The organism is Arthrobacter sp. E44 (assembly GCF_041877125.1).
Taxonomy (GTDB): domain Bacteria; phylum Actinomycetota; class Actinomycetes; order Actinomycetales; family Micrococcaceae; genus Arthrobacter.
In genome coordinates this window covers 40,284-64,151 of sequence record NZ_JBHDJA010000017.1, presented here as the reverse complement: position 1 = coordinate 64,151, position 23,868 = coordinate 40,284, and the positions used below count along the sequence as shown (strand labels likewise).

The 23,868-nt window shown below is 66.8% G+C and carries 20 protein-coding genes and 2 pseudogenes; 15 read left to right on the top strand and 7 right to left on the bottom strand.

Annotated elements, in window-relative coordinates; genetic code table 11:
- Window positions 1-195: 195 nt before the first annotated feature.
- Entirely contained in the window at window positions 196-996 is an 801-nt protein-coding gene (locus ACETK3_RS15350) for an IclR family transcriptional regulator (protein ID WP_236820910.1), read from the bottom strand.
- Window positions 997-1,117: 121 nt separating this feature from the next.
- On the opposite strand from ACETK3_RS15350, the gene ACETK3_RS15345 reads away from it, so the two are divergent.
- The 8 genes and pseudogenes from ACETK3_RS15345 to ACETK3_RS15310 form a co-directional block, all read left to right on the top strand.
- Window positions 1,118-1,621: a tripartite tricarboxylate transporter TctB family protein gene (locus ACETK3_RS15345; protein ID WP_236800462.1), complete on the top strand. Its 504-nt coding sequence runs from the start codon at window positions 1,118-1,120 to the stop codon at window positions 1,619-1,621.
- A gap of 2 nt (window positions 1,622-1,623) precedes the next feature.
- Entirely contained in the window at window positions 1,624-3,126 is a 1,503-nt protein-coding gene (locus ACETK3_RS15340; RefSeq protein WP_236800463.1) for a tripartite tricarboxylate transporter permease, read from the top strand.
- 58 nt (window positions 3,127-3,184) lie between these two features.
- Window positions 3,185-4,198, top strand: a complete 1,014-nt coding sequence (locus ACETK3_RS15335) for a tripartite tricarboxylate transporter substrate binding protein (RefSeq protein ID WP_236800464.1) — start codon at window positions 3,185-3,187, stop codon at window positions 4,196-4,198.
- A 31-nt stretch (window positions 4,199-4,229) separates the two neighbouring features.
- Window positions 4,230-4,859, top strand: a complete 630-nt coding sequence (locus ACETK3_RS15330; protein WP_236800465.1) for a methyltransferase — start codon at window positions 4,230-4,232, stop codon at window positions 4,857-4,859.
- Window positions 4,860-4,896: 37 nt separating this feature from the next.
- On the top strand, window positions 4,897-5,676 hold the full coding sequence (locus ACETK3_RS15325) for an NAD(P)-dependent oxidoreductase (RefSeq protein ID WP_236800466.1): 780 nt from the start codon (window positions 4,897-4,899) through the stop codon (window positions 5,674-5,676).
- Window positions 5,677-5,755: 79 nt separating this feature from the next.
- Window positions 5,756-7,090 carry a TRAP transporter large permease subunit gene (locus tag ACETK3_RS15320; protein ID WP_373993158.1) on the top strand — a complete coding sequence of 445 codons (1,335 nt, stop codon included), beginning with the start codon at window positions 5,756-5,758 and terminating at the stop codon, window positions 7,088-7,090.
- A 9-nt stretch (window positions 7,091-7,099) separates the two neighbouring features.
- Window positions 7,100-7,357 (top strand): hypothetical protein, encoded by a 258-nt coding sequence (locus tag ACETK3_RS15315; protein ID WP_236820915.1) that lies wholly within the window; start codon window positions 7,100-7,102, stop codon window positions 7,355-7,357.
- A gap of 70 nt (window positions 7,358-7,427) precedes the next feature.
- Window positions 7,428-8,072 (top strand): annotated as a pseudogene (locus tag ACETK3_RS15310) (cyclase family protein); the annotation flags it as partial.
- A 136-nt stretch (window positions 8,073-8,208) separates the two neighbouring features.
- On the opposite strand, the gene ACETK3_RS15305 reads toward ACETK3_RS15310, so the two are convergent.
- Window positions 8,209-9,192 carry a serine protease gene (locus ACETK3_RS15305; protein WP_373993157.1) on the bottom strand — a complete coding sequence of 328 codons (984 nt, stop codon included), beginning with the start codon at window positions 9,190-9,192 and terminating at the stop codon, window positions 8,209-8,211.
- 243 nt (window positions 9,193-9,435) lie between these two features.
- Window positions 9,436-10,017 (bottom strand): MOSC domain-containing protein, encoded by a 582-nt coding sequence (locus ACETK3_RS15300; RefSeq protein ID WP_373993156.1) that lies wholly within the window; start codon window positions 10,015-10,017, stop codon window positions 9,436-9,438.
- Between the two features lie 104 nt (window positions 10,018-10,121).
- Between ACETK3_RS15300 and ACETK3_RS15295 the strand changes: the two are divergent.
- Window positions 10,122-10,859: pseudogene (locus ACETK3_RS15295) on the top strand (alpha/beta hydrolase); the annotation flags it as partial.
- A gap of 107 nt (window positions 10,860-10,966) precedes the next feature.
- A complete protein-coding gene (locus ACETK3_RS15290) occupies window positions 10,967-11,086 on the top strand; it encodes a hypothetical protein (protein WP_373993167.1) in 120 nt (39 codons plus the stop codon).
- On the opposite strand, the gene ACETK3_RS15285 is transcribed toward ACETK3_RS15290, so the two are convergent.
- The 3 genes from ACETK3_RS15285 to ACETK3_RS15275 all read right to left on the bottom strand — a co-directional run bounded on the left by ACETK3_RS15285 (window position 11,083) and on the right by ACETK3_RS15275 (window position 14,429).
- A complete protein-coding gene (locus ACETK3_RS15285; RefSeq protein WP_373993166.1) occupies window positions 11,083-13,452 on the bottom strand; it encodes an ATP-binding cassette domain-containing protein in 2,370 nt (789 codons plus the stop codon). The two genes, ACETK3_RS15290 and ACETK3_RS15285, sit on opposite strands and share 4 nt — an antisense overlap.
- A 111-nt stretch (window positions 13,453-13,563) precedes the next feature.
- On the bottom strand, window positions 13,564-13,983 hold the full coding sequence (locus ACETK3_RS15280; RefSeq protein WP_236800473.1) for a VOC family protein: 420 nt from the start codon (window positions 13,981-13,983) through the stop codon (window positions 13,564-13,566).
- Complete coding sequence (locus tag ACETK3_RS15275; protein ID WP_237429378.1) at window positions 13,980-14,429, bottom strand: helix-turn-helix transcriptional regulator; 450 nt, start codon at window positions 14,427-14,429, stop codon at window positions 13,980-13,982. Before ACETK3_RS15275 ends, ACETK3_RS15280 begins: the two co-directional genes overlap by 4 nt.
- A gap of 220 nt (window positions 14,430-14,649) precedes the next feature.
- Here ACETK3_RS15275 and ACETK3_RS15270 point away from each other — a divergent pair, with 220 nt between their 5' ends.
- From ACETK3_RS15270 to ACETK3_RS15250, 5 genes are all read left to right on the top strand, one after another.
- Window positions 14,650-15,039: a hypothetical protein gene (locus ACETK3_RS15270; protein ID WP_236800475.1), complete on the top strand. Its 390-nt coding sequence runs from the start codon at window positions 14,650-14,652 to the stop codon at window positions 15,037-15,039.
- A gap of 121 nt (window positions 15,040-15,160) precedes the next feature.
- A complete protein-coding gene (locus tag ACETK3_RS15265; protein WP_373993155.1) occupies window positions 15,161-18,487 on the top strand; it encodes a DUF5107 domain-containing protein in 3,327 nt (1,108 codons plus the stop codon).
- Window positions 18,484-19,803, top strand: a complete 1,320-nt coding sequence (locus ACETK3_RS15260; RefSeq protein ID WP_373993154.1) for a cellulase-like family protein — start codon at window positions 18,484-18,486, stop codon at window positions 19,801-19,803. Before ACETK3_RS15265 ends, ACETK3_RS15260 begins: the two co-directional genes overlap by 4 nt.
- A gap of 12 nt (window positions 19,804-19,815) precedes the next feature.
- Window positions 19,816-22,155, top strand: a complete 2,340-nt coding sequence (locus ACETK3_RS15255) for a beta-galactosidase (protein ID WP_373993153.1) — start codon at window positions 19,816-19,818, stop codon at window positions 22,153-22,155.
- A 30-nt stretch (window positions 22,156-22,185) separates the two neighbouring features.
- Window positions 22,186-23,073 (top strand): helix-turn-helix domain-containing protein, encoded by an 888-nt coding sequence (locus ACETK3_RS15250; RefSeq protein ID WP_373993152.1) that lies wholly within the window; start codon window positions 22,186-22,188, stop codon window positions 23,071-23,073.
- A 20-nt stretch (window positions 23,074-23,093) separates the two neighbouring features.
- Here the strand turns inward: ACETK3_RS15250 and ACETK3_RS15245 are convergent, their stop codons facing one another.
- On the bottom strand, window positions 23,094-23,729 hold the full coding sequence (locus ACETK3_RS15245) for an ANTAR domain-containing protein (RefSeq protein WP_373993151.1): 636 nt from the start codon (window positions 23,727-23,729) through the stop codon (window positions 23,094-23,096).
- Between the last annotated feature and the right edge of the window lie 139 nt (window positions 23,730-23,868).

The window sequence follows — 23,868 nt, the reverse complement described above, 5'->3', positions numbered from 1 at the left end:
GTGGCTGTCTCCTCCTTTTCCCGCGCCTGCCCATGGAGCCCTTCTCCGGCAGGTCCGTCACGCTGGGCACGCTTTCAGTCAGCGTACGACGGCGGTGGCCCGCGTTTCCGGGGTACCCCCGCCAAGGGTGGGCCGAAGGCGTGCCGTGCGTGACGCCGTCGTCCGCCTTCCTGCAGTGGGCCGGAGGGCTGCCGCTCAGTAGACGGAGCCCTCCAGCAGTTCGGAGAGTCGCCTGGCGGCACGGCGCAGTTCCGGAACGTTGGCTTTGATCTTCTCCTCGGTCGTCGCCTCCGCTGGGCAGTTCAAAGCCATTGATTCGTTGGCGCGGCCGGCTCTGTTCGTCAATGCCACCCCTACGGAGAGCACGCCAACCACACGCTCATTCGCAGAATAGGCGTAGTCACAACCAGGTTCGGGCAGCCGTGACTTCAGTTCCTCAACCGTGAATCCCTGCTCCTCGTGACCGGAGGCGATAGCGGCCGCTACCACCTGCTGGAGTTCGGCATCGGAGGCGCCCGCGATCAGGATCTTTCCGGCCGCGCCACGAGTCAGGGGGAGGCGTTTACCCAGGGGCAGGTCATACTGCATGGGCGCTTCGCCTTGAACCCGTGCCACCAGGATCCGCTCAAACCCGAGCCGGGTGTGCAGGGAAACAGACATTCCGGTCTGGGCCGCGAGCTGCTGCAGAACCGGACGTCCCGCGACCGCCAAGGGATCGTTTTCCAGGAAACTCTTTGCCGCCGGCAGGACGGCGGGGCCGATCCGGTAGGACTTGTCCGTTTGGCTCACCATTCCGAAATCCTGCAGCACCCGGAGGATCCTCAGCGTGGTGGGCAGGCTCATGCCGCAGTTCCGCGCCAGATCACTGAGCCGCTGCGGCCGCTCGGCCCGCTGCAGCTCGGCAAAGACCTCCATGGCCCTCGAAAGGGAGCGCATGTTCGAGGACTTGGGGCTCTCTTCTGCCGTGCTGGCCGGGGTGGAAGTCGTGGTTTCCATTCTTTCATTGTATGTAAGGTTACTTGCGCTTGACAGCATCTGTGTCTCCTGTCACTATTTCTCAGTACGCAATATAGTTTCATTCTGTGAAACGCAATGACGCGCTGTGAAAAGGAAGCTCATGACAACGGAGTCAGTCACGACGAAAGCAGGCAGCACCATCCGGATTGCTCCCGGTGTGCTGGCGGGAATTGGCGCCTTCGCCGCCGTCGGCATCTACGTCCTGGTCAGCTCGTTGGGCCTGGGCCTTTGGACGTCCTTGGGCCCGGGCGCCGGACTGTTCCCCTTCGCGATGGGGACGCTCCTGGTGGCGATGTCGGCAGTCTGGCTCCTCCAGGAACTCCGCCGGCCGAGCGCCAGAGGTGAAGGTGTGGACAAAGGAGTGGTCATTTCCGTCGTGGCCAGCCTGGTCATCCTGGCGTCCGTGATGGACCTGCTGGGCTTCCAGCTGAGCATGTTCGCGTTCCTGCTCTACCACCTGAAAATCCGCGGACACCGGGCGTGGGTGCCCTCCCTGATCATCGCCCTGGCGGGGAGCGTCGGCGCCTTTTACGCCTTCAACTACGGCCTGAACGTGGCACTCCCGGTTTCGTCACTCGCTCCGCTGAACCTGATCGGACTTTAGGCATGGAAACCCTCAATGAACTCCTTGGCGGCTTTGCCACCGCCATGACCTGGCAGAACCTGATTTTTGCCTTCCTCGGCTGTTTGCTGGGCACCATCATCGGGGTCCTGCCCGGTGTAGGACCAGTGGCAGGCGTGGCCCTGCTGATCCCGATCACGCTGAATTTGGACCCTGCGGGGTCGATCATCATGCTCTGCGCCATCTTCTACGGCACCCAGTACGGCGGCACCATCACCAGCGTCCTGCTGAACACCCCCGGTGAAGCGTCGTCCGCGATTACCACCATCGACGGCTACGCCATGACCAAGATCGGCAGGGCAGGGGCCGCGCTGACGCTGGCCGCGGTCGGGTCCTTCATCGGCGGCACCATCGCCACCGTAGGCCTGGTGGCGGCGGCCAAGCCTCTCGGTGAAATGGGACTCCTGGTCGGCCCGCCCGAGTTCTTCGCGCTCATGGTCGTCGGGATCTCGCTGCTGGTGGCCCTGGCCGGAAAATCCCTGGTCAAGGCCGTGATTTCCGGCGCGCTGGGCCTGCTGATCTCCATGGTGGGCATCGACCCCGTGGCAGGCGCCCCCCGCTTCACCTTTGGCATCGACAACCTTCTGGACGGCGTGAGCTTCGTGGCCGTCATCGTGGGTGTCTTCGGGCTCTCGGAAATCCTCTCCTTCCGCCGGAACGACGTAACCCCCATCGTCCACGCTCCCGGTTTCCGGCAGCTGTTCCCATCGCGGACCGAGTGGCGGCGAAGCGCTCCGTCCATGGCCCGCGGCACCGGCGTCGGCTTCGGCCTTGGCCTGATCCCGGGCATGACCGGATCGGTGTCCTCCCTGCTGTCCTACGCCGCCGAGAAGAAGTTTTCCCGCTTCCGCCACGAGCTCGGCAAGGGCGCGGTGGAAGGTGTGGCCGGCCCCGAAACCGCCAACAACGCCCACGCCAACGCGGCACTCATCCCGCTGTTCACCCTGGGCATCCCGGCATCGCCCACCATTGCGGTGCTGATGGGAGCCTTCCTCCAGCAGGGCCTCACACCGGGGCCCAGCCTGTTCACCGAGCACTCGGATATTGCCTGGGCAATCATCGCCAGCCTCTTCATCGGAAACGTCATCCTGCTCCTGCTCAACGTTCCGCTGGTGGGACTGTGGACCTCCATCCTGCGCGTCCCCACCCCCATCCTGACCGCCGTGATCCTGCTGTTCATGGTCATCGGCGCCTACACCATCAACTTCAGCGTCTTCGACGTCTACGTCATGGTCGGCTTCGGCCTCCTGGGCCTTGCACTGCGGAACCTCGACATTCCGCTGGCCCCGATGGTCCTCACCCTGGTGCTGGGCCCCCTGATGGAACGCTCGCTGCGCGAATCGCTGGAGATTTCCCAGGGCGATTTCAGCGTCTTCCTCAGCCGGCCAATCTCAGCCGTGCTGATCGCCGTCGGCCTGCTGATCCTCTGCAGCCCGCTGCTGAAAATCCGCAAGCCCAAAGCCCTCACCGAGGACCCCGAAGCCTAAGACTCCCCAACAAACACCCATCCCCGCTCCATCCGCATCACTTCAAAGGAGAAGACCCTTGTCACGCAAGAAAATCATTGCTGCCTTCGCAGCAGCATCCCTGATCGCCCTCACCGGCTGCGGCGCCAACGCCAACGCCGGCGCCTCCAACTCGACCGCAGGTGCCACCGACTTCCCGAAAAAGGGGAAGTCCATCGACCTGATCGTCGCGTTCTCCTCCGGCGGCGCCGTGGACACGGCCGCCAGGCTGATCCAGCCCGTCCTGGAGAAGGAACTCGGCACCAAGGTCGAAGTGGTCAACAAGCCCGGCGCAGGCGGCCAGATCGGCTACACAGCGCTGACCAGCGCCAAGCCGGATGGCTACACCATCGGCGCGACGGGCTCACCGTCCGTCGTCGTCTCGCCGCTCGATCCCGCCCGCGGCGCAAAGTACACCCGGGACAGCTTCAAGCCGTTGGGCCGGCAGGTCTTTGACCCCGCCGTTATCGCCGTGCAGCCGGACAGTCCCTACAAGACGCTGAAGGAACTCCTGGACGCCGAGAAGGCCACCCCCAAGTCCCTCACCGCCAGCACCACCGGCATCCAGACGGGCGAGCACTTCGCCTTGGCCCAGATCCAGCAGGTCACCGGCTCCGAGTTTGCCCCGGTCCACTTCTCCGAAGGGGCCTCGCAGGCAACCACCGCGTTCCTCGGCAAGCACGTGGACGTCCTGGTGGCCAACGTCAGCGACGTGAACGACCTCACCAAGCAGGGCAAGGCCCGCGTCCTGGGTGTCATGAGCGCCGAACGCTCTCCGGCGCTGCCTGACGTGCCCACCTTTAAGGAATCCGGATACGACGTCGAAGCGGGCACCGCCCGTGGCTACTCCGCACCGGCCGGACTCCCCGATGCCGTTGCCAAGAAACTCGAAGCTGCCCTTGAGAAGGCCATCGAAGACCCGGCCGTAGTGCAGAAGATGAAGGACCTGGGCCTGCAGACCAGCTACCTCACGGCCAAGGACTACGAACAGATGTGGGCCGGCCAGGAAGGCGACTTCAAGCAGGTCCTCCCGCTGGTCCAGAAAAAAGACTGATCCACCCGCCCCACCCACCGAAAGAACCCCTATGACAACCCCAGCCCTTGACACTGTTGACGTTGACTTCGCCCGGCCGGACCGGGACGTAGTGGACCGCCTCGCCAAGCTGCCCGCCGCGAACATCGGCGATGCCATGGACCGGCTCGGCGTAGCCGACTCGGCCATCCAGGCCGTCTGGCCCGGTGCAAAGCTCGCAGGACCGGCCTTCACGGTGTGGACCCGGCCCGGAGACAACAAGGGAATCCACGCCGCCCTGCAGCAGGTGCGGCCCGGGGACGTCATTGTCGTTGCCGGCGGCGGCGATGAGTCCCGCGCCCTGCTGGGGGAACTAATAGGGGAGCGCGCCATCAACCTCGGCGTCGCGGGCTTTGCGCTGGACGGAGCAGCGCGCGACGCCGAGGCGCTGGGTGAGATCGGCATGCCGGTCTTTGCCCGGGCTACTTCGCCGGCAGGTCCTTACAAGGACGGTCCGTTCCGAATGGGCACCGCCGTCGCCTTTGGCGGTGTTCCTGTCCTGCCAGGCGACATCATCATCGGAGACTCCGACGGCGTGGTGGTGGTTCCCCGCGAACAGGCAAACGCCGTCGCCGAAGCAGCGGAGGCCGTGTTCGCGGACGAAACCAACCGCCGTCAAACCATCGTCGCGGCACGCTCCTAGCCGCCGCACCTTTCCAAGCAAGAAAGACACCAATTCCATGACAGCATGCACCGTCATTGGCCTCGGCGAAGCCGGCGCCACCTACGCCGCGGCACTTACCGCTGCCGGCCACGCGGTCACTGGGTTCGACCCCGTGGCAGCGTCCACCCCCGCCGGCGTCACCCGCGCCGCCACCGCTGCAGAAGCCTGTGAAGGGGCCGATATCGTCCTGGTGATGACCGGAGCCGCAGCTGCCCGCAGTGTAGCCCAGGAGTGCCTGCCGGTCCTGGCCCCCGGCAGCTGCTACGCCGACTTCACCTCCTCATCGCCCGGCGTCATGCAGGAACTCGGGCAGCTGCCCACCCAGGCCGCCTTCGCCGACGTCGCCATCCTCGGCCCGGTCTCAGCGCTGGGGGAGAAGACGCCCTTGATGGTCAGTGGCCCCGGCGCCCAGGCCGTCGCCGCCCTGCTGGAACCCCTGGGCGTCCAGGTGGAAATCGCCGACGGCGGCCCCGGGGCGGCCATGGCGCACAAGCTGCTGCGCAGCGTCCTCATGAAGGGCCTGGCCTCCGTGGTGGTCGAGGCCGTCACGGCAGGCAAGGCCGCAGGCCTCGAGGACTGGATCCGCGCCCAGATTGCCGGGCAGCTTGCCGGTGACGGCCAGGCCGTTATCGACAGGTTCCTCACCGGCACCGCCAAACATGCCGCCCGCCGGTCCAGGGAGATGCAGGACACCGCCGGCTACCTCTCGGACCTTGGCGTCCCCGCAGAGATGACAACCGCTTCCGCCAATGCCTTGACCCGCATCGCGCACGCAACGGAACCGGCCTTGCGCTGACCGCCCGGTCGGGCACAATCAGGAACAGGCAACACATGATTTCCACAACAACCGGCATTCCGCCGTCAGGAGCAGCAGCATGATCGGCATCTGGGCACTCGGCGCCTATCTGGCCGTCATCCTGCTCTGGACCACCTTGATCAAGCGCAGCGTGGGGGAAGCGATGATCCTGGGATTCCTGGTGGTCCTCCCGTTCACCGGCGCAGCCGCGGCGCAAGTTGGATGGTCGGCACTCTATTCGGCTGCAACTGACGAAATTGTCTACGCCACCATGGCCTTCGTTTTCATGGGCTACCTGCTGGACAAGGGCGGCGTCCTGGACAGGTTGATCGACCTGCTCAACTCCCTGATTGGCGGCGTGAAGGGCGGGCCGGCATGGGTTTCGACAGTGGCTTCAGCGGGCCTGGGCGGCGTGGTCCACAACCAGGCTGCGATCGCCGCGACCGTGGGGTCGGTCACCATCCCCTGGATGGAGAAGTCCCGGCTGGACAAGCCCGCGGCCGCCACCCTTGTGGCAGGCAACGCCGGGATGGGCATTACCTTCCCGTTCAGCGCCTCCATGTTCGTCCTGGTCGGTTCAGCCACGGTGGGGCCCCTCCTGAACATCAACGCGCTGGTCCTGCCACTGCTTTTCGGAGGCCTGTGGTGCTTCCTGCACCGGCTCATCGTCACTTGGCTGCTGATCCGCAAAAGCGGGATGGCACCCCTTGATGCAGCCCACCGGATGTCCGTCCGGGCCGCTTTCGGCCAGGGCTGGGCCACCCTCCTGCTGTTCGTCGTCGCCATCCCGTTGGTCATCACCTCGGGATTCCTCACGTCGGCGCTCTCGGACTGGACCGGTGGTGACGTCAGCAAGTCCGTCAGCGTGATCGTCTGGATCCCTGTGGTCCTGCTCATCACAGGTGCCCTGCTGGGGCGGAAACAACTGCCACGCACCGGCCGCGCCTGGGTCGAACTGCTCCAAGGCTCTGCACCGCGCTTCGGAATTGTTGGCGTGACGGTGGTCTTCGCTTTCGCCGGTGCCAATGCGCTCGCCGCCACCGGCCTTCCCAAGCAGATGACGGCCCTGCTGAACGGAATGAACCTCCCCCTCTGGCTGCTCGCCATCCTGATCGGCCTGATCGTCATCGCCGTCGCGGCCCCGCTGTCCGCCACGGCCACCATGGCCGCCGTCGGGACGGTTGGCGTCGCAGCCCTCGTCGCGGCCGGTGTTCCGGCCACCACGGCCGCCGTCGCCGTCCTGGTTTTCTCCTCCTGCGAAGCGGCGGTCCCGCCCGGCGGCGCCCCGCTCTATGTTGCCTGTGGCATAGCGGACGTCAACCCCATCAAGACCTTCGCGCGCCTGCTCACCCACTACGCCCTGCCCCTGCTGGTCATCGGCGTGTTGATCATCCTCGGCGTCCTGCCGATCTAAGGAACCACCATGGACACATCTCGAAGAGTCACCGAAACCGTCTTCGTCATCACCCTCGGAGCGCTCCTCATCGGTGGCGTTCTGTTTGTGGCAGGGCAGGCCGCTGGGCTGGTGGCCGGCCAGGGCGGATGGCTCGATTTCTTCAATAACTTCATCAAGCCCCCCATCTGCATTGCGGCGTCCGTCTGCGCGGTGGCCGGGTTCCTGCTCAGCTACAAGCGCCCGCAAAAGCAGTCGCCGCAGCAACAGGAAGCAACCACCCGATGACCGGGCACAAACAGTTTCCGCGCTTCGCCGATCTCCTGCAGCGGGAAGGCGGGTTGTCAGGGACATCCTGGACGACGTGGGCTTCTACAACGGCACCGCGGATGACCGGATCACTGAAGGCACCCCGGACCTCGGCATCCAGGAATGGGCGGAACACCCGATCACCGGCCGGGCCGTGCTCGTCGACGTGGAGGGGTACCGGAACGCTGCGGGAGAGCCGATCGACCACACTGCCGGGGAACCTCTCACCCTGGGCCTGGTCCAGGCAGCCATGGCGGCGCAATCCATCACCACCCGTCCCGGCGACATCCTCATGCTCCACACCGGCTGGTGCGAATGGTTCCTTGCGCTTGGTCCGGAGGAGAAGCAACGCATCCGCGAGAGCCGCAAGGCGTCCGGTGTGGCACAGTCGGAGGAGTTCGTGGCCTGGGCGTGGGACAGCCAGTTCGCTCTTGTCGCCGCGGACAACTTCGCGTTCGAATGCCTGCCGGCGGTACCTGAGAGCCCGTACCGGTCTTCGGCCACCAACGACCATGGCATGATGCACCAGCAACTCCTGGCCAAACTCGGCCTGCCCTTGGGCGAACTCTGGAAACTCACGCCCCTGGCCCGGCACATGAAGACCACCGGCCGCTGGGATGCCTTCATCAGCATCAAGCCCCTGAACATCACCGGGGCTACCGGTTCCCCGGCCAACGCCACAGCCATCACCTGACCCCGACCACTAGGGAGGGCCCTCCGTGACGCCACAGAAAGGTCCGGCCGGTGTGAGTCACCGACCGGACCTTTCTGCGTTCATTGTGAAGCTGGCGTGGATCAGCGGAAGATGCCGGGCATCGCCGTCGTCCGCTTTAAGGGGCTGAGGACGCCGCGTTATACGCCTGCTGGATCACTGAACCCCAATACGGGCCGTACATCTTGGTGGAGTTGCTGCCGTAGCCGTAGCTGTTGACCGAGTTCTGGTAGCCGCTGGAGCTGGTGCCGATGAACCACGGCCCGCCCGAGGAACCGCCCGTCATGTTGCAGGGAATTCCCTGGCTGGTGAACTGGGGGTTGTAGGGATCGTTGGTGGCGGTGCCGGAGCAGCTTTTCAGGGATTCGCCGTTGAACGGTGAGGCTGCCGGATAGCCGAATGCCTTGTAGGCGAGGCCGCGGGCGGCGTTGAAGCTCACCCCGGAGGCCCCGACGACATCGGCGAGGTTGCGGCCGTTGAGCTGGCTTACTACGGCAAAGCCCGTGTCATACTCCATGCTGCCGGACGAGCTCCACTGGGTTGGGGCGTAAAGCGCCTTGGCAGTCCACTTTCCGTAGGGTGCGGAGCCATTCAGGTATGCAGGAACAAACGTGAATTTGGTGGCAAAGGCTCCGGGTCCTTCATTGAGGCAGTGGCCGGCGGTGGACACGGTGTTCCGGTTGGCCGATGCCACCGAGTTTGCCGAGCAGACATAGTTCGTGCCGCCGAGGGTGAAGAACACCTTGCCGATGTGGGACACGGGGCTTTCGCTGGCGTTGGCCTTGGTCTGGATCTGGGGTGCCGAGCCCTGGACCTTGGTCTCCGGGCCCTTAGCCTGCTCGGGGAGGACGGCCGGGCTGGACTGTTGCCGGTCCACAGCTTTCTTCGCCAGAACGTCCGCCGGGATGGCCGAGCGCATGCGTTCGGGCGTCCAGTAGTCGGCGCCGGTTGTGTCGGTGAGGGCCATGCTGCTGACGCCGGCAACGTCCTTGGTGTCCGACGATGCGGGCGCCGCCGTTGCCTGACCTGCTGAGCAGAGGGCGAACAGTGCTGCTGTTGTGAGGCTCATGAGGCTTGTGGCCAGAGTCCTGGGTGATGTCATAGCTGTCCTCGGTAGGTTCGGGTGAAGCGGACCTGATGTGGTTCGCTGGGGATGAACCTATCCCGGTATGACAAAGTTGTAAATAAGATTCCTGAATCAGTTATTCGCTCAACTAATCTGTAATCCCAGGCTTGCGGCGCAGGGTGTGGGGCTCGCCGGTGAGTTCCTCAAGCCGGTCCGCCGGACTGCCGTGGAGCTTCAGGACCAACAGGATGCAGGTCCCCCGCCGCGGGGCGCCCGGATCTACGGCAGGCGGGATGGCCGCAGCAGGGTCGCTTCGCCGGCCCGGTCCGGGTGCAGCGGTACCGGACTGACCAGCACCGCAGGGCCCCGGTGCAGGAAGCCGCTGGAGACGGCCCGGCAGCGGATGCCCCCGCGGCCCCGCATGGCCGGATGCGCACCGGGCGCCAGCATCTCGTTCATCCACGAACAAGGCTGGGCGTGCCGGCCGCCGTGCAGGGACACCGCAGACCCGCCGGATTCCAGCACGAAGTCCTGCCCCAGCAGGGGCGCCAACTGGGCTCCGCGGAGCACCACGTTCCGGCGGGTCAGCAGGGGATCGAACGGCCGGGCGCCCAGCTCGGCGGCGATGGCTTCGAGGGATTCGACGGCGAACAGGGTCACCGCGGCGTCCATGTGCGCGGCCTTGCCAAAGAACCGGTCACCCACGATGCCCTTGCCGGCCACCACCTCCGCCTGGTCTGCATCAGTGGTGGGAACGTCGGCGGCACCTTCCCGGGCGCGGCCGAAATAGGCATGTGCGGGGGACACCAGCAGATGCAGGATCTCGACGTCGTACCGGTAGGTCCCCAACCGTTCCCTCACCTCGCAAGCTCGGCCAGGGAACCCTGCGGCCGGGGGCCCTGGTTAAACCAGCGTAGGGCAGGCCGGCATTGAAATCCCGCGCTTCGGTGGCAGGATCAGGAACCATGGACACCTCATCCTCACCCGCCGCCGTCGCGCCGCCCAGACGGCGGACGGCTATTTTCTGGGTATCAGTGGTCTGCGCCGCGGCCCTCTCGGGGGTTGCCGTGTGGATGCTGGCCGGGAACCCCGCCGTCCTGGCCGGTCATCCGCTGCTGCCGGGAATCCTGCTGGCGGCCGGCGCCGCGGGCGTGGCTTGGGCGGTCCTGCTGTGGCTGCGCCGGGATGTTCCCCGGCCCCGCTCCCTACCCAGGATTGTTGGCGCATGGTTGGGCCGGTTGGCCGTTCTGGTGTTCGCTGCCGGGCTTGCCTGGCTCAACCCCTTTGCCTACCAGCCGGGAGCGGCGGCGGAGGCGGGCCCGACCTCGGACTTCAGCGTCACAGAAACGAACGCCGCCGTCACCATGTCACCCGAGGGGAGCGCCACTGCCAAGGGCCTGGTCTTCTACCCCGGCGCGCGCGTGGATGCCCGGGCCTACCAGGACATTCTTGCGCCGGTGGTAGGCGCCGGGTACCGGGTGGTCATCCTGAAGGAACCGCTGGGGCTCAGCCTGCTGGACGGCAACCAGGCCCGCGGCGCCATCGGGGACAACCCGGACATCACCACCTGGGCCGTGGGCGGCCACTCGCTCGGCGGTGTCTCTGCATCCTCGTTCGCCCTCCACAACGCCGACATCAAGGGCCTGGTCCTGTACGCCTCCTACCCTGTGGAGTCGCTGCGGGGAAGGACCGGATTGTCCATCCTGTCCGTCTCCGGCAGTAGCGACGGACTAAGCACCCCGGCAAAAATCGACGCGGCTCCCGCCAACTGCTGCCCGCCGACACGGAATTTGCGGCTGTCAGGGGCGGAGTGCACGCGTTCTTTGGCGACTACGGCAACCAGCCGGGCGACGGCGAACCCGGCGTCAGCCGCCAGGCCGCCCAGCAGCAGATCGCCGCCGCCACCGTCGCCTTCCTGGGGCGGCTTTAGGCCCCCACATACGTTGCCAGGTGCCGCCCGGTGAGCGTTGCCCGCCCGGCCACCAGCTCAGCCGGCGTTCCCTCGAAAACGATCCTGCCGCCGTCGTGCCCTGCTCCCGGGCCGATGTCGATGACCCAGTCCGCGTGGGCCATCACCGCCTGGTGGTGCTCGATCACGATCACCGACTTCCCTGCATCCACGAGCCGGTCCAGCAGGCCCAGCAGCTGTTGGACGTCCGCCAGGTGCAGGCCCACGGTGGGCTCGTCCAGGATGTACACGTCCCCGGTCTCCGCCATTTGCGTGGCCAGTTTGAGCCGCTGGCGCTCGCCGCCGGACAGCGTGGTGAGCGGCTGGCCCAGGGTGATGTAGCCGAGGCCGACGTCCGCCAGCCGCTCAAGGACCTTGTGCGCGGCGGGCGTCTTCGCCTCACCCCCGGCAAAATACGCCAGCGCCGCGTCCACTGACATGTCCAGAACGTCGGCGATGTTCTGCCCGGCCAACGTGTATTCGAGGACGGCGGGCTGGAAGCGGCGGCCCTCGCAGTCCTCGCAGGTGGACTCCACGGTGGCCATGACGCCGAGCTCGGTGAAGATCACCCCGGCGCCATTGCAGGTGGGGCAGGCGCCCTCGGAGTTGGAGCTGAACAGCGCCGGTTTCACCCCGTTGGCCTTGGCGAAGGCCTTGCGGATGGGCTCCAGCAGGCCGGTGTAGGTGGCCGGGTTGCTGCGGCGGGACCCCTTGATGGCGCCCTGGTCGATCACCACCACGCCCTCCCGCTTGGCCAGCGAGCCATGGATCAGCGAGCTCTTCCCCGAGCCGGCCACGCCCGTCACCACGCACAGCACGCCGAGAGGGACGTCGACGTCCACATTCTGCAGGTTGTTCGTGGCGGCGCCCCGGACTTCAAGCGCGCTGGTTGCCTTCCGGACGGATTCCTTGAGTCGGGCGCGGTCGTCCAGGTGCCGGCCGGTGATGGTCCCACTGGAACGGAGCCCGTCCACGTCGCCTTCGTAGACAATCTCGCCGCCGCCCGTGCCGGCTTTGGGGCCGAGGTCGACGACGTGATCGGCGATGGCGATCATCTCCGGTTTGTGCTCCACCACCAGCACGGTGTTGCCTTTGTCCCGCAGCTGCAGCAGGAGCGTGTTCATCCGCTCGATGTCGTGCGGATGCAGCCCGATGCTGGGCTCATCGAAGACATAGGTGACATCGGTGAGCGAGGAGCCCAGGTGGCGGATCATCTTGGTCCGCTGCGCCTCGCCGCCGGAGAGGGTGCCCGCCGGGCGGTCCAGGGACAGGTAGCCCAGGCCGATCTCGGCGAAGGAATCCAGCAGGTCCCGCAGCCCGGCCAGCAGCGGCCGGACCGAGGGTTCGTCCAGGTCACGGATCCATTGCGCCAGGTCGCTGATCTGCATGGTGCACAGGTCCGCGATGTTCCTGCCATTGATCTTCGAATTGAGCACTTCCGGGGTGAGCCGGGTTCCGCCGCAGTCCGGGCAGGTGGCGAAGGTGACCGCCCGCTCCACGAAGCGTTTCACGTGCGGCTGCATGGCCTCCACGTCCTTGGACAGCATGGACTTCTGGATCTTGGGGATGATGCCCTCGAACGTGAGGTTGACGCCTTCCACCTTGATCTTGGTGGGTTCGGCGTACAGCATTGTGTCCAGCTGCTTCGCCGTAAAATTGGCGATCGGTTTGTCCATGGGCAGGCCCATGCCCTCGAACAGGCGTCCGTACCAGCCGTCCATCGAGTAGCCGGGGACGGTGAGCGCGCCCTCATTCAGGGACTTGGAATCGTCGTACAGCGCAGTCCGGTCGATGTCGCTGATGTTCCCCATGCCCTCGCAGCGAGGACACATGCCGCCGAGGTAGGTCACCTGGCGCACCACGTTCTTTTCCACCCGGCCGCCCTTTTCGGTGCTCATGATGCCGCTGGCCTTGCGGGTGGGCACGTTGAAGGAGAAGGCGGTGGGCGGCCCGACATACGGTTTACCCAGGCGGCTGAACAGGATCCGCAGCATGGCGTTCGCGTCGGTGGCGGTGCCCACGGTGGAGCGCGGGTTGGCGCCCATCCGCTCCTGGTCCACAATGATGGCGGTGGTCAGCCCCTCCAACCGGTCCACATCCGGCCGGGCAAGGTTGGGCATGAAGCCCTGCACGAACGCGCTGTAGGTCTCGTTGATCATCCGCTGCGACTCCGCGGCGATGGTGGCGAACACGAGCGAGCTCTTGCCGGAGCCGGACACGCCGGTGAAGGCGGTCAGGCGGCGCTTCGGCAACTCCAGGCTGATGTCCTTCAGGTTGTTTTCCCGGGCGCCCTGCACCTGGATCCGGTCGTGGCTGTCGGCGATGTGCAGCGCCTGCCTGGTCTCCATGTCGGCGTCCGTGCTCAAGGTGTCCCCCTTCTCGTGGAGCGGCGCGGGACGGAGGCTGCACTGTGAGTCTCCGACCGGCGTCGTCCCTTATATACGTGGCTGTTTATATGCCTAAGGCTGCTGGTTGATGCGGACGGTGTTTCCGGCGGGGTCGCGGAAGGCGCAGTCGCGGATGCCGTACGGCTGGTCGATGGGTTCCTGGACAACGTCGGCCCCGGTCGCCTCCACCTTGGCGAAGGCGGCGTCCACGTCGGGGGCGGAGAGCACGATGGTGGCGTAGGTGCCCTTGGCCATCATTTCGGTGATGGTACGGCGCTCATCCTCGGTGATTCCGGGGTCTACTGCAGGCGGGTGCAGGACGATGGAAACGTCCTTCTGCCCGGCGGGGCCAACGGTAATCCAGCGCATGGTGCCGCGGCCCACGTCGTTGCGGATTTCGAAGCCCAAAGCGTCGCGGTAAAACGCCAGCGAAGCATCGGGATCGGTTGCGGGAAGGAAGGTTGAGGAAATGTTGATGTCCATGGCAGTCATGCTAGTAACGGCTCAGGGGTGGGCGCTTCTCGATTCCTGACCGGTCTGGTGACCTGTTTCGCCACGCACGCGGGGATCCCCGCCGTCGATCCTCCCGCTTCTTGCTTATATACGCTCGGGGGCATTCCCACCAGTTCACTGAAGCGGGTGCTGAAAGTCCCCAAGGAGGAACAGCCGACGGCGAAGCACACCTCCGTGACGCTGAGGTCACCTTTGCGCAGCAGTGCCATGGCCCGTTCGATTCGGCGCGTCATGAGGTAGCTGTAGGGCGATTCGCCGTAGGCGAGCTTGAAGCGGCGGCTGAAATGGCCTGCGGACATGTGGACGTCCTTGGCGAGCGATTCGACGTCGAGCGGCTGGGCGTACTCGCGGTCCATCCGGTCCTTGACGCGCCTCAGCTGGACGAGTTCGCGCAGGTACGGATCATTGGCGGGTGTGCTGGTCACAGCTCCGATCGTGCTACGTCCGGGAGGGGTTGTCCAGAGTCCGGACACCGGGGTTCCGGTGGACATTTTGACCCTGCGGCGGAGGGTATGATTATCCCGCTGACCAGCATGAGGTCCTCGCCCGAACAGGGCTCGAGAAACCCGGCACCGGCAAACCAACCCTGTTTCACCCCCTCCTAAACCCTGCCCGAATACTGCTCGGGACCCTTGAAAGGACGCCATGAATCTGCTGTGGGAAATCGCCGGCTGGGCAGGCGCGGTTGCGATTCTCAGTGCGTACCTCGCCGTTTCCATGGGCTGGCTGAAGGCAGGGAAGGGCTTCCAGACAGCGAACCTCTTCGGTTCCGTGGCCTTCATCATCAACGGCACCCTGCACAGCGCCTGGCCGTCCGTGGTCACTAACGTTGCGTGGTTCCTCATCTCCGCGGTGGCGCTGGTCCGGATGCGCTCGGAGGAGGCGGCCGCCGAGCCTGCGGAAGCTGCCCATGTCCAGTACCCGGGCGTTCCGGACTCCACAGGCCAGATGGCCATTGTCGAGGCCCTCACCGACGCCCTGCCTGTGGTGTCCTCGGCGCCGGTAGTGGCGGACGGGCCGCGCCTGGCTCTGTAGCAATCCGGCGGACAGGCGCCGCGGGAATCGCCGGCGTCCACTCCCGCGTGGTACACGATCGTCCATATAGCTGATCGTTTTTGCCATGGGAACCGGTTCCAGGGCTCCATAGCCTTGAGGGGTGACCAGCGACCCCCAAAACCCCAGCATGATCCTCCTGCCCGACGCCCCCGCTGGCCAGCAGGACCTCCTGGCGGCAGGCGGCGTGGCCTGCTGGAGCGAGCCGGTATGGATCGACACTTACGCACCCGGTAAGCCGGACAGATATCCGCTGTTCCTGGACCGGCGCGTCTACCAGGGATCCAGCGGCAAGGTATATCCGATGCCGTTCATCGACAGCATCGAGGCGGTGAAACAGCCCAGGCTGTGGCAGGCCATCCACCTGGAGAATGAGTACGTCCGCCTGATGCTGCTCCCGGAGATCGGGGGCCGCATCCACGTCGGCTACGACAAGACCACCGGCTACGACTTCTTTTACCGGAACAACGTGATCAAGCCCGGGCTGGTGGGCCTGGCCGGGCCGTGGATCTCCGGCGGGGTGGAGTTCAACTGGCCGCAGCACCACCGGCCCGCCACGTTCCTGCCGGTGGAAACGGCCGTTGAGCGCGCCGGCAACGGTGACGTGACCGTCTGGCACAGCGACCTGGACCCGCTGCAGCGGATGCGGGGCACCCACGGCGTCCGGCTCCGGCCCGGCAGTTCACTCATCGAGGTCGATGCGCGGCTGCATAACCGGACCGATGAGCCGCAGACCTTCCTCTGGTGGGCCAACGTGGCCGCGCGGGCGCATGACAGCTACCAGTCTTTCTTTCCCACCGACGTCCGGTACGTGGCGGACCACGCCCGCCGGGCCATCACCGCTTTTCCGCGCGCTGACCGGCCCTATTACGGCGTGGACTATCCCGCGCTGGCCGCCGCAAGCAGCCCTGCCGAGGGCCGGCCGGACGCGGACCGGCTCGACTTCTACGCCAACATCCCCGTCCCCACCTCCTACATGGTTACGGACACGGCGGACAGCTTCTTCGGCGGTTACGACCACCAGGCGGATGCCGGGTTCGTCCATTGGGCGGACCGCAGCATCGCGCCCGGCAAGAAGCAGTGGACGTGGGGCAACGGTCCGGTGGGCCAGGCATGGGACGGGCATCTAACGGACGACGACGGCCCGTACGTTGAGCTGATGGCCGGCGTCTTCACGGACAACCAGCCGGACTTCAGCTACCTCGCCCCGGGCGAGACGCGCACCTTCAGCCAGTACTGGTACCCCATCCGGCAGATGGGGCCAGCGCACCAGGCGAACCTGGACGCCGCCGTCGCGCTTTCCCTGGACGGTTCCGGCAGGACCGCCACCGTTGGCGTCTCCGGCACCACCCGCAGGGAACATGCGGCCGTTGTCCTGAAGTGCTCCGGCGAAACGGTCCGGAGCTGGACTGTCCTTCTCTCGCCAGCGCATCCGTTTACCGCCACCTTTGACCTGCCCTCGCCGGCCAGGGCAACGGACTTGACGCTCCAGGTCCTCGATGCCGGGCGCGAACTCATTACCTGGACGCCCCGGGAGCCCGTCGATAATGCGGCCGGGCCCTGGGTGGCCACCGAACCCGCGCAGCCGCGGGATATGGAAAGCCAGGACGAGCTGTTTGTCACCGCAACCCACCTGGCGCAAAACCGGCACCCCACACGGTCGCCGTTGCCCTACTTCGAGGAGATGATCCGCCGGGATCCGTTGGACTCCCGCGCGTCCATCGCCTTGAGCGCAGCCAGGTACCGGGAAGGCCGCTACGGCCAGGCGCGGGACCTGCTGGCGAATGCACTGGCACGACTGACCCGGCGGAACCTTAACCCGCCCAGCGGGGAGGCCAGCTACCGGCTGGGCCTCGTCCTGGAACGCCTTGGCCTCATGGACGAAGCCCGGGAACGGTTTGGGAAGGCTGCCTGGGACAGGGCATGGGCACATCCGGCGCAGCTTGCGCTGGCCCGGCTGGCCCTGCGCGGCGAAGACCCAGCCCGTGCCCTGCAGCACGCTGACGCCGCATCGTCCCTGGAAACCACCAGCCCCGAAGCACGGCACCTCCGGTACCTGGCGCTGGAACAGCTGGGGTGCAGGACGGAGAGTGGGCAGTTGCTGCAGGACATCGTGGCCGCCGACCCGCTGGATCCCGTGGCCCTGGCGCTCGCGGGGGCCCTGGACGTGGCGGATCCGAAGACCGGGCTGACTGTGGCCTGCTGGCTGGCCCGGGCGGGGCAGTGGCAGCGTGCCCTGGACCTGACCGAAGCCGAAGCCGAAGCCGCGGACTACCCGGCGTTCGGCAACCCCGGTCCGCTCCGCCACTATCTGCGTGCCTGTTGGTTGGAGGAACTCCTGGATTTCCGGGCCGCGGCTGCCGAGCGCACGAAGGCCCGGTGCGCGGACTCGTGCTACGCCTTCCCCTACGGCCTGGATGACTATGACGCGCTGCTCCGCGCCCTCGAAGCCGACCCGCGCGACCACGTGGCCCACGGACTCCTGGGCTGCTGGCTGCTGGACAGCGGGCGGACCGCCGACGCTCTGGGCCACCTGGAGCAGGCCATGGCACACGGCAGCACAGACCCTGTGGTGTGGCGGAACAGCGCCCTGGCTGTGACCAACACCGGCGGCGACCCCGCCACTGCCGACAGCTGCCTTGCGCGGGCTTTAAACCTCAGTCCGGGGGACGCCCGGCTTGTCTTTGAACGGGCCGTGCTGTCGGGGCTGCGCGGCCTGCCTGCCGAGCAGCGTATCGCGGACATCGAACAGCAGGGGCCCGCCGTCCTGGCCCGTGATGATCTCGCCGTCCTCTACGCCAACCTGTTGACCGACGTCGGACGCGCCCAGGACGCCCTGGCACTCCTGGCCTCGCGCACCTTCCAGCCCTTTGAAGGCGGCGAGGGGCTGGCGCTCGCCGCCTACGACCGGGCCGCGGTCCAGCAGGCGCGGACGTTAATGGAGCAGGAGCCGACGGCGGCAATCACCCTGCTGCGCGAGGGCATCGCAGCGCCGGCGAACCTGGGCGAGGGGCGGCATCCGGGGGACAGCATGGCTGAACGGCTCGTGGCGCTGGGCGATGCGCTGGAACGGTCGGGTGATGGCGTGGCTGCGAGGGAGGCCTGGGCTGCAGCCTGCGGCGGGGGGAATGCGTTGGCCGTGGATCGGGGTCCGGCCGGGCCGGCCGACTACTGGAGGGGTGTGGCTTTCATCCGTCTGGGGAGGCGCCAGGAAGCGGACCGGATCTGGGACAGCCTGGAAATCCGGGCAGCCGAACTGGAGGCGGCGCCCGCGGAACCCGACTATTTCGCCACCTCGCTGCCGGAGCTTTTGCTGTTCGCCACTGATACCGCTGCGTCGCGTGGCGCTGCGGCGGCCTCGCTTCGGGAACTGGCCAGGCGCGGCCGGCTGTCCGGGCCCCTGCAAATGAAGGAAGAGGTCTCCCGGTGACTGAAGAACCGCGATACCTCGGGTCCGGGACCCTGGAAGGTGACACGCGCAGCCTGACCGGGGCGCCGCCGGCGCACCTTCCCTCCCGCATGGCCATCTCGCTCTGGGACTTCTCCTGGTACACCCGCGCCGAGGACGGCGGGCCGTACGCGGACCTGGACAAGGCGTGTGCCAAGGCAGCGGAGCTCGGGTACAACGCCATCCGCATCTGCGCCGCGCCGTTGCTGCTCTTCGGAGGCCTGGGCCTGGACGCGCTGGCGGAGGATCTGGAGATCGAGGGACTGGGCACGGCGCCCGACGGCGGAATCTACGGCCGCGGGACCCGCTGGTATGACGCCCCGGGCGGTTACCGGCTGAACCTGCGGCAGCGGCTGCTGGACCTGTTCGACGCCGCCCAACGGCACGGCCTGGTGGTGGTCCTGGCCAGCTGGGAGTACCAGCAGTCGCCGGTGTTTGCCGCGTCGCCGCAGTGGTTCGAAGCCATCGATGCCGTCCCGCAGGCGGACCGGTACGGGGTCCTGGCCGACGCCTGGGACCGGTTGATCCGGGCGGTCTCCGACGCCGGGCACCGGGACAGCATCGCCCTCGTGGAACTGCACAACGAGGTGGACTTTTCCATCCTGCCGGCCCTGGCCGACGGCGGCAGCGAGCAGGTGCAGCGCCTGCGCCGGCTGCATCCCGACCTGCTGGTGACGGCCAGCTACGGAAAACCCCCGCACCTGGCCATGCACACGGTGCCCGACGGCCTGGGTGCAGCGCAGTTCCATGTCTACAGCTATGGCGTGCTGGACGCGCTGCAGCAGCAGATCGACATTCGGTCCGAGGGGACGGCCGGCTTCCCCAACCCGGCACTGCGTGCGCTGCTGCGGGCCGACACACCTCCTTTTCCGGACTACGGCCGCCTCGCCGCCTGGAAATACCGCGCCACCGTGGTGACCGACCAGATGTTTTACGGCTACGACTGGATCGACCCGGACGCGTGGGACACCTGGCTGTACAACAACTACGGTCCCTACCGGGAGGTGATGCGGCGCGAGATCGAGTCCCGCGTCATCGCCATCGCCGCCTGGGCGCGGTGGAAAAACGTGCCCGCCCTGGTGGGTGAGGGCTGGATCGGGTACACCCCGCTCCTGGGCACGTTCGAGGAGGGGCCGGTGGGGCGGGACCTGGCCGAGCACGGCATCCGCACAGCCCTGGACCATGGCGTATGGGGCATGGTGCCCTGCTCCAACGCGGCTCCCCACCATCCCCTGTGGGCCGACGAGGCGTGGCAACGCCGCGTCAACAAGCTGATACTTACCGCCCCTGCGAACTGAAGGACTCCCGCATTGACTGGCCAACACACCGCCCTTGAGCTGCTGACTGCCGTCCACCGGCCTTTCGCCGGGCGGCGGCAACTGCCTGCCATGAGCAATACCGAGGACGTGCACAACCGCTGGCGGCTTACCAGCCACTATCTGGAGCGCGACGGCGGCCCTTACATTCCGGTGTCGGGCGAGATCCACTTCAGCAGGCTTCCCCGGAACCGCTGGGAGGACCGGCTCCGGCTGATGAAGGCCGGCGGCATCACCGTGGTGGCCTGCTACATTTTCTGGATCCACCACGAGCCGGTGCAGGGGGAGCCACGGTTTGACGGCAACCTGGACGTCGCTGCCTTCGTCCGGCTGTGCGCGGCCCTGGACTTGGACGTCGTCCTGCGCATCGGGCCTTGGGCCCACGGCGAGGCCCGCAACGGCGGGTTTCCGGACTGGGTGCAGGCTACCGACGTCGGGCACCGCACCAACGATCCCGCGTACTTGGCACTGGTAGAGCGCTGGTTCAACCTCGTTGGTGCCCAGTTGAACGGGCTGACCGGGCCGGGCAGCAACGTGATCGGCATCCAGCTGGAGAACGAGCTGTACGACCAGCCCGGGCATATCACCGAGCTGAAGAGGCTGGCGCGTGCGTCGGGGCTCACTGCCCCGATCTGGACGGCGACGGCGTGGGGCGGTGCCGATCTTCCCTTGGAGGAGGTGCTGCCGGTCTTCGGGGGCTATGGCGACGGGTTCTGGGTGGACGCCGACGCTCCCTGGGACCCCACCTTCAGACAGCACTACCTCTTCAGCCACCAGTGGGACGATGCCGGCATCGGCGCGGATCTGCGCGAGCATTTCTCCGGGGCGGAGGCTTCCGCTCCGCGCTCTTCATCCGATCTCTACCCGCCTGCCACCTGCGAGCTGACCGGCGGCATGGCCACGGCGTACCAGCGCCGGCCGTGGCCTTCGGGCAAGGATGTGGCGGCGGTGGCGAACAACAAGATCGGCAGCGGCTCCAGTTGGCAGGGCTACTACATGTTCGCCGGCGGCATGAACCCGGGGCCGGAGCTGCAGGAATCGCAGGCGACGGGTTACCCCAACGATCTTCCGGCATTCGACTACGACTTCCACGCTCCGATCGGCGCCTCGGGTCGGCTGGCGCAGAGTTTCGGGCTGCTGCGCCGGCAGCACGCGTTCCTGGCCGCGTTCGGAGAGCTTCTGGCGCCGATGCCCTCCACGCTGCCGGACCGGGTGCCCTCCGGGGTGGAGGATTCGGCGACCCTCCGCTGGGCCCTTCGCTCCGATGGGAACTCCGGATTTGTCTTCATCACCTGGCACCAGCCGCATATTCCCCTTCCGGAATACTCCGGTGCGCAGTTCCGGCTGGACCTCGATGTGGAGCCGGTGACGTTTCCCGCCGCTGCCGTGGACGTTCCCGCCGGCACCATCGCGGCGTGGCCGGTGAACCTGGAAGTTGGGGGTGTGCGGCTGCTGTGGGCCACGGCAACGCCGTTGACCGTTCTCGATGCCGACGGTTCGGCCACCCTGGTCCTTGCAGCCGAAGAGGGGATCGAGCCCCAGCTGTGTTTCCAGGAGGGGACGGTGCTGGAGGGCCCCGCAACTGCGCTTGGGGGCAACGCCTATGTGGTTGCTGCCTCTGCTCCGGTGACGCTGGCTGCGGCTACCCCCATAGGTTCCTTGGCAATTTTGGTGCTGCCCGCCGTATTGGTGGACCAGACCTGGGTCCTGGATACCTCGTGCGGCCGGGAGCTGGTTCTGTCCGCAGATCCAGTCTGGCTGGATGCCGGGGGCCGGCTGTCGGGAAGGTCTGGGGGAACGCCGGCTGTCCGGCGGTACTCCCCGGAGCCTGGCTGCTTTGAGGACGTGGCCGTCGAAACGGAAGGACTGGACCCCGCACGCCAGGCCGTGCCGGTGGAGCTTGTCCGCTCCGCGCAGGCCGTTCCTGCGTCCTTCGGCTCACTGGCGGGCCGGGCCGCAGCCCCGGACGATGCAGCCATCAGCCACTCCGCAGCGGTGTACCGGCTGGAACTTCCGACGGCGGGACCCACCACCGGGGGAGGGCTGGCTGAGTTGGAGGTCGCCTGGGCGGGCGATGTCGCCCGCCTTGTGGTGGACGGCAGGGTGGTGGCGGACCGTTTCTGGAACGGCTCCCCGTGGATCCTCGAAACCAGTGACGTGGGCATCCAGCCAGGTTCCGACGTCGTCCTTCAGATCCTGCCGCTGCCCCAGGCAGCCAAGGTGGGCGTGCCCGCACCGGCCCAGCTCCGAAGGGATGCCGTGGACGGGGACCTGCTCGCCCTGGACAGCGTGCAGATGGTGCACTGGACTGAATGGCGGGAAGCCCGAGCCTGAGGCGCCCCTCCGGCATAGGATGGACGTTTCGTGACGGAGGGAGCGGATGTGGAGCGGGCACACGGGTTCGCCAACCAGCGGCTGGTGGTGGTGCCACGTCCGCTGGTCCGTGAGGCGCTTGCCCGTCCCATCACCCGGCACCTCGTGGTCACGGACGCCGGCGTCTTCCCGGCCGCGGAGGACCATGGACGCTACCGTCCGGGGGGTGCCGAGGAAACCATCATTATCCTCTGCGTCGCCGGACGGGGCTGGGTGGAAACCGCCGGTACCCGGACCGACGTAGGCAAGGGAACCGCCGTGGTGCTTCCCGGCGGAACCGGCCAGGCACATGCATACGGTGCCGCGACACATGATCCATGGACGATCTGGTGGTGCCACGTGCGGGGCAGCGATGTCCCCGAGCTGGTTACGGAGGCCGGGATACGCCCCGATGGACCCATCATCCCGCTGCTGGCCGTGGACCGTTTGACGGCCATGCTGGATGAGATCATCACGGCACTGGAGAAGGACCAGTCACCGGCGCGGCTGGTAGTTACGGCGGGCATGGCGTGGAAGCTGCTGGCCACGCTGGCGGTGGACCGTCGCGTCCCTGAGAAGGGGACACCGTTGCAGCAGGCGATGAACTTCCTGGAGGAACGGGCGGACGGGACCATCCGGCTGCCTGAGCTTGCCGCGCTGGTGGGGGTGTCGTCGTCGCACCTCAGCAAGCTGTTCCGCGAGGCGACCGGCGGGGGAGTGCTGGCCCATCACACAGCCCTGAAGATGGCGCGCGCACGGCATCTGCTGGATACGACCGACCTGACCATTGCGCAGGTGGGCCGGGAAGTGGGCCTGCAGGACCAGTTCTACTTTTCCCGCCAGTTCCGGCGCCTGCACGGGGTCAGCCCCAGTGTCTACCGGGCGGAGCGGAAGGGGTAGTTCATCTTCCAGTCCTGCAGCTAGAGCAGGGGATGGTCCTGGTTGCCCTGTTTGCCGGCCCCGACGGTGGTGCGTTCGACGATCTCCTGCGCGATCGCGTACACCTTGCGGTTCGTATCCTGGCTCAGTTGGCTCATGAGCCCGTAGGCCTCGTCGGCCGTGATGCCGGTGCGCCCCATCAGGATGCCCTTGGCCTGCTCAATGACCGCCCGGTTCACGGCGGACGCGGCCACCGCCTCCGTGGCGAGTTGGTGCCGGTCCGAATGGATTGACGTGGTCAGGTCCACGATTACGCCCCAGACACCGATGGGGGTGGTTCCGTCCAGGATGTAGTCGGCAGAGTAAAGCAGTTTGTGCTGCCGGTCCTTGCGGTCCCGGATGGACACATAGATGGATGACGGCCCGCCGTTCTTGGACACGTGCTCCCAATACGCCTGGACCCTTGGGCGGTCTTGGGGCTCGAGATGGGGCATAACCATGTCCATGGAGGGGACCACCTCGCCCCGCTCATACCCGTACATGCGGTACAGCCCGTCAGACCAGCGGAAGATGCCGTCCTCGAAGTAGTACTCGACAAGGCCGGTGGGGCAGTCGAGGAAGTCGTTTTGGTGGACCCTCCCCTGCACGGGTCCTGGATCCTTGCTGCTGGCTGTCAATAAAGGGCCATTCCTACGTGCGGTACGCGGGCTACCCCCTGCCCGGCGCGAAAACACCAGAATATAGCAATTTGAATGCCAGTTAGGTGTCCAGTCCCGGCGCAGCCAGGTTCACCGGCCACGTGATTCCGTGGTGGCT

Excerpts from the sequence above, each read along its gene's own strand:
- ACETK3_RS15320 (WP_373993158.1), top strand. The coding sequence starts at position 5,756 with ATGATCGGCATCTGGGCACTCGGCGCCTATCTGGCCGTCATCCTGCTC.
- ACETK3_RS15280 (WP_236800473.1), bottom strand. The coding sequence starts at position 13,983 with ATGACTGCCATGGACATCAACATTTCCTCAACCTTCCTTCCCGCAACC.
- ACETK3_RS15350 (WP_236820910.1), bottom strand. The coding sequence starts at position 996 with ATGGAAACCACGACTTCCACCCCGGCCAGCACGGCAGAAGAGAGCCCC.
- ACETK3_RS15325 (WP_236800466.1), top strand. The coding sequence starts at position 4,897 with ATGACAGCATGCACCGTCATTGGCCTCGGCGAAGCCGGCGCCACCTAC.
- ACETK3_RS15270 (WP_236800475.1), top strand. The coding sequence starts at position 14,650 with ATGAATCTGCTGTGGGAAATCGCCGGCTGGGCAGGCGCGGTTGCGATT.
- ACETK3_RS15315 (WP_236820915.1), top strand. The coding sequence starts at position 7,100 with ATGGACACATCTCGAAGAGTCACCGAAACCGTCTTCGTCATCACCCTC.
- ACETK3_RS15345 (WP_236800462.1), top strand. The coding sequence starts at position 1,118 with ATGACAACGGAGTCAGTCACGACGAAAGCAGGCAGCACCATCCGGATT.
- ACETK3_RS15305 (WP_373993157.1), bottom strand. The coding sequence starts at position 9,192 with ATGACATCACCCAGGACTCTGGCCACAAGCCTCATGAGCCTCACAACA.
- ACETK3_RS15340 (WP_236800463.1), top strand. The coding sequence starts at position 1,624 with ATGGAAACCCTCAATGAACTCCTTGGCGGCTTTGCCACCGCCATGACC.
- ACETK3_RS15285 (WP_373993166.1), bottom strand. The coding sequence starts at position 13,452 with ATGGAGACCAGGCAGGCGCTGCACATCGCCGACAGCCACGACCGGATC.
- ACETK3_RS15330 (WP_236800465.1), top strand. The coding sequence starts at position 4,230 with ATGACAACCCCAGCCCTTGACACTGTTGACGTTGACTTCGCCCGGCCG.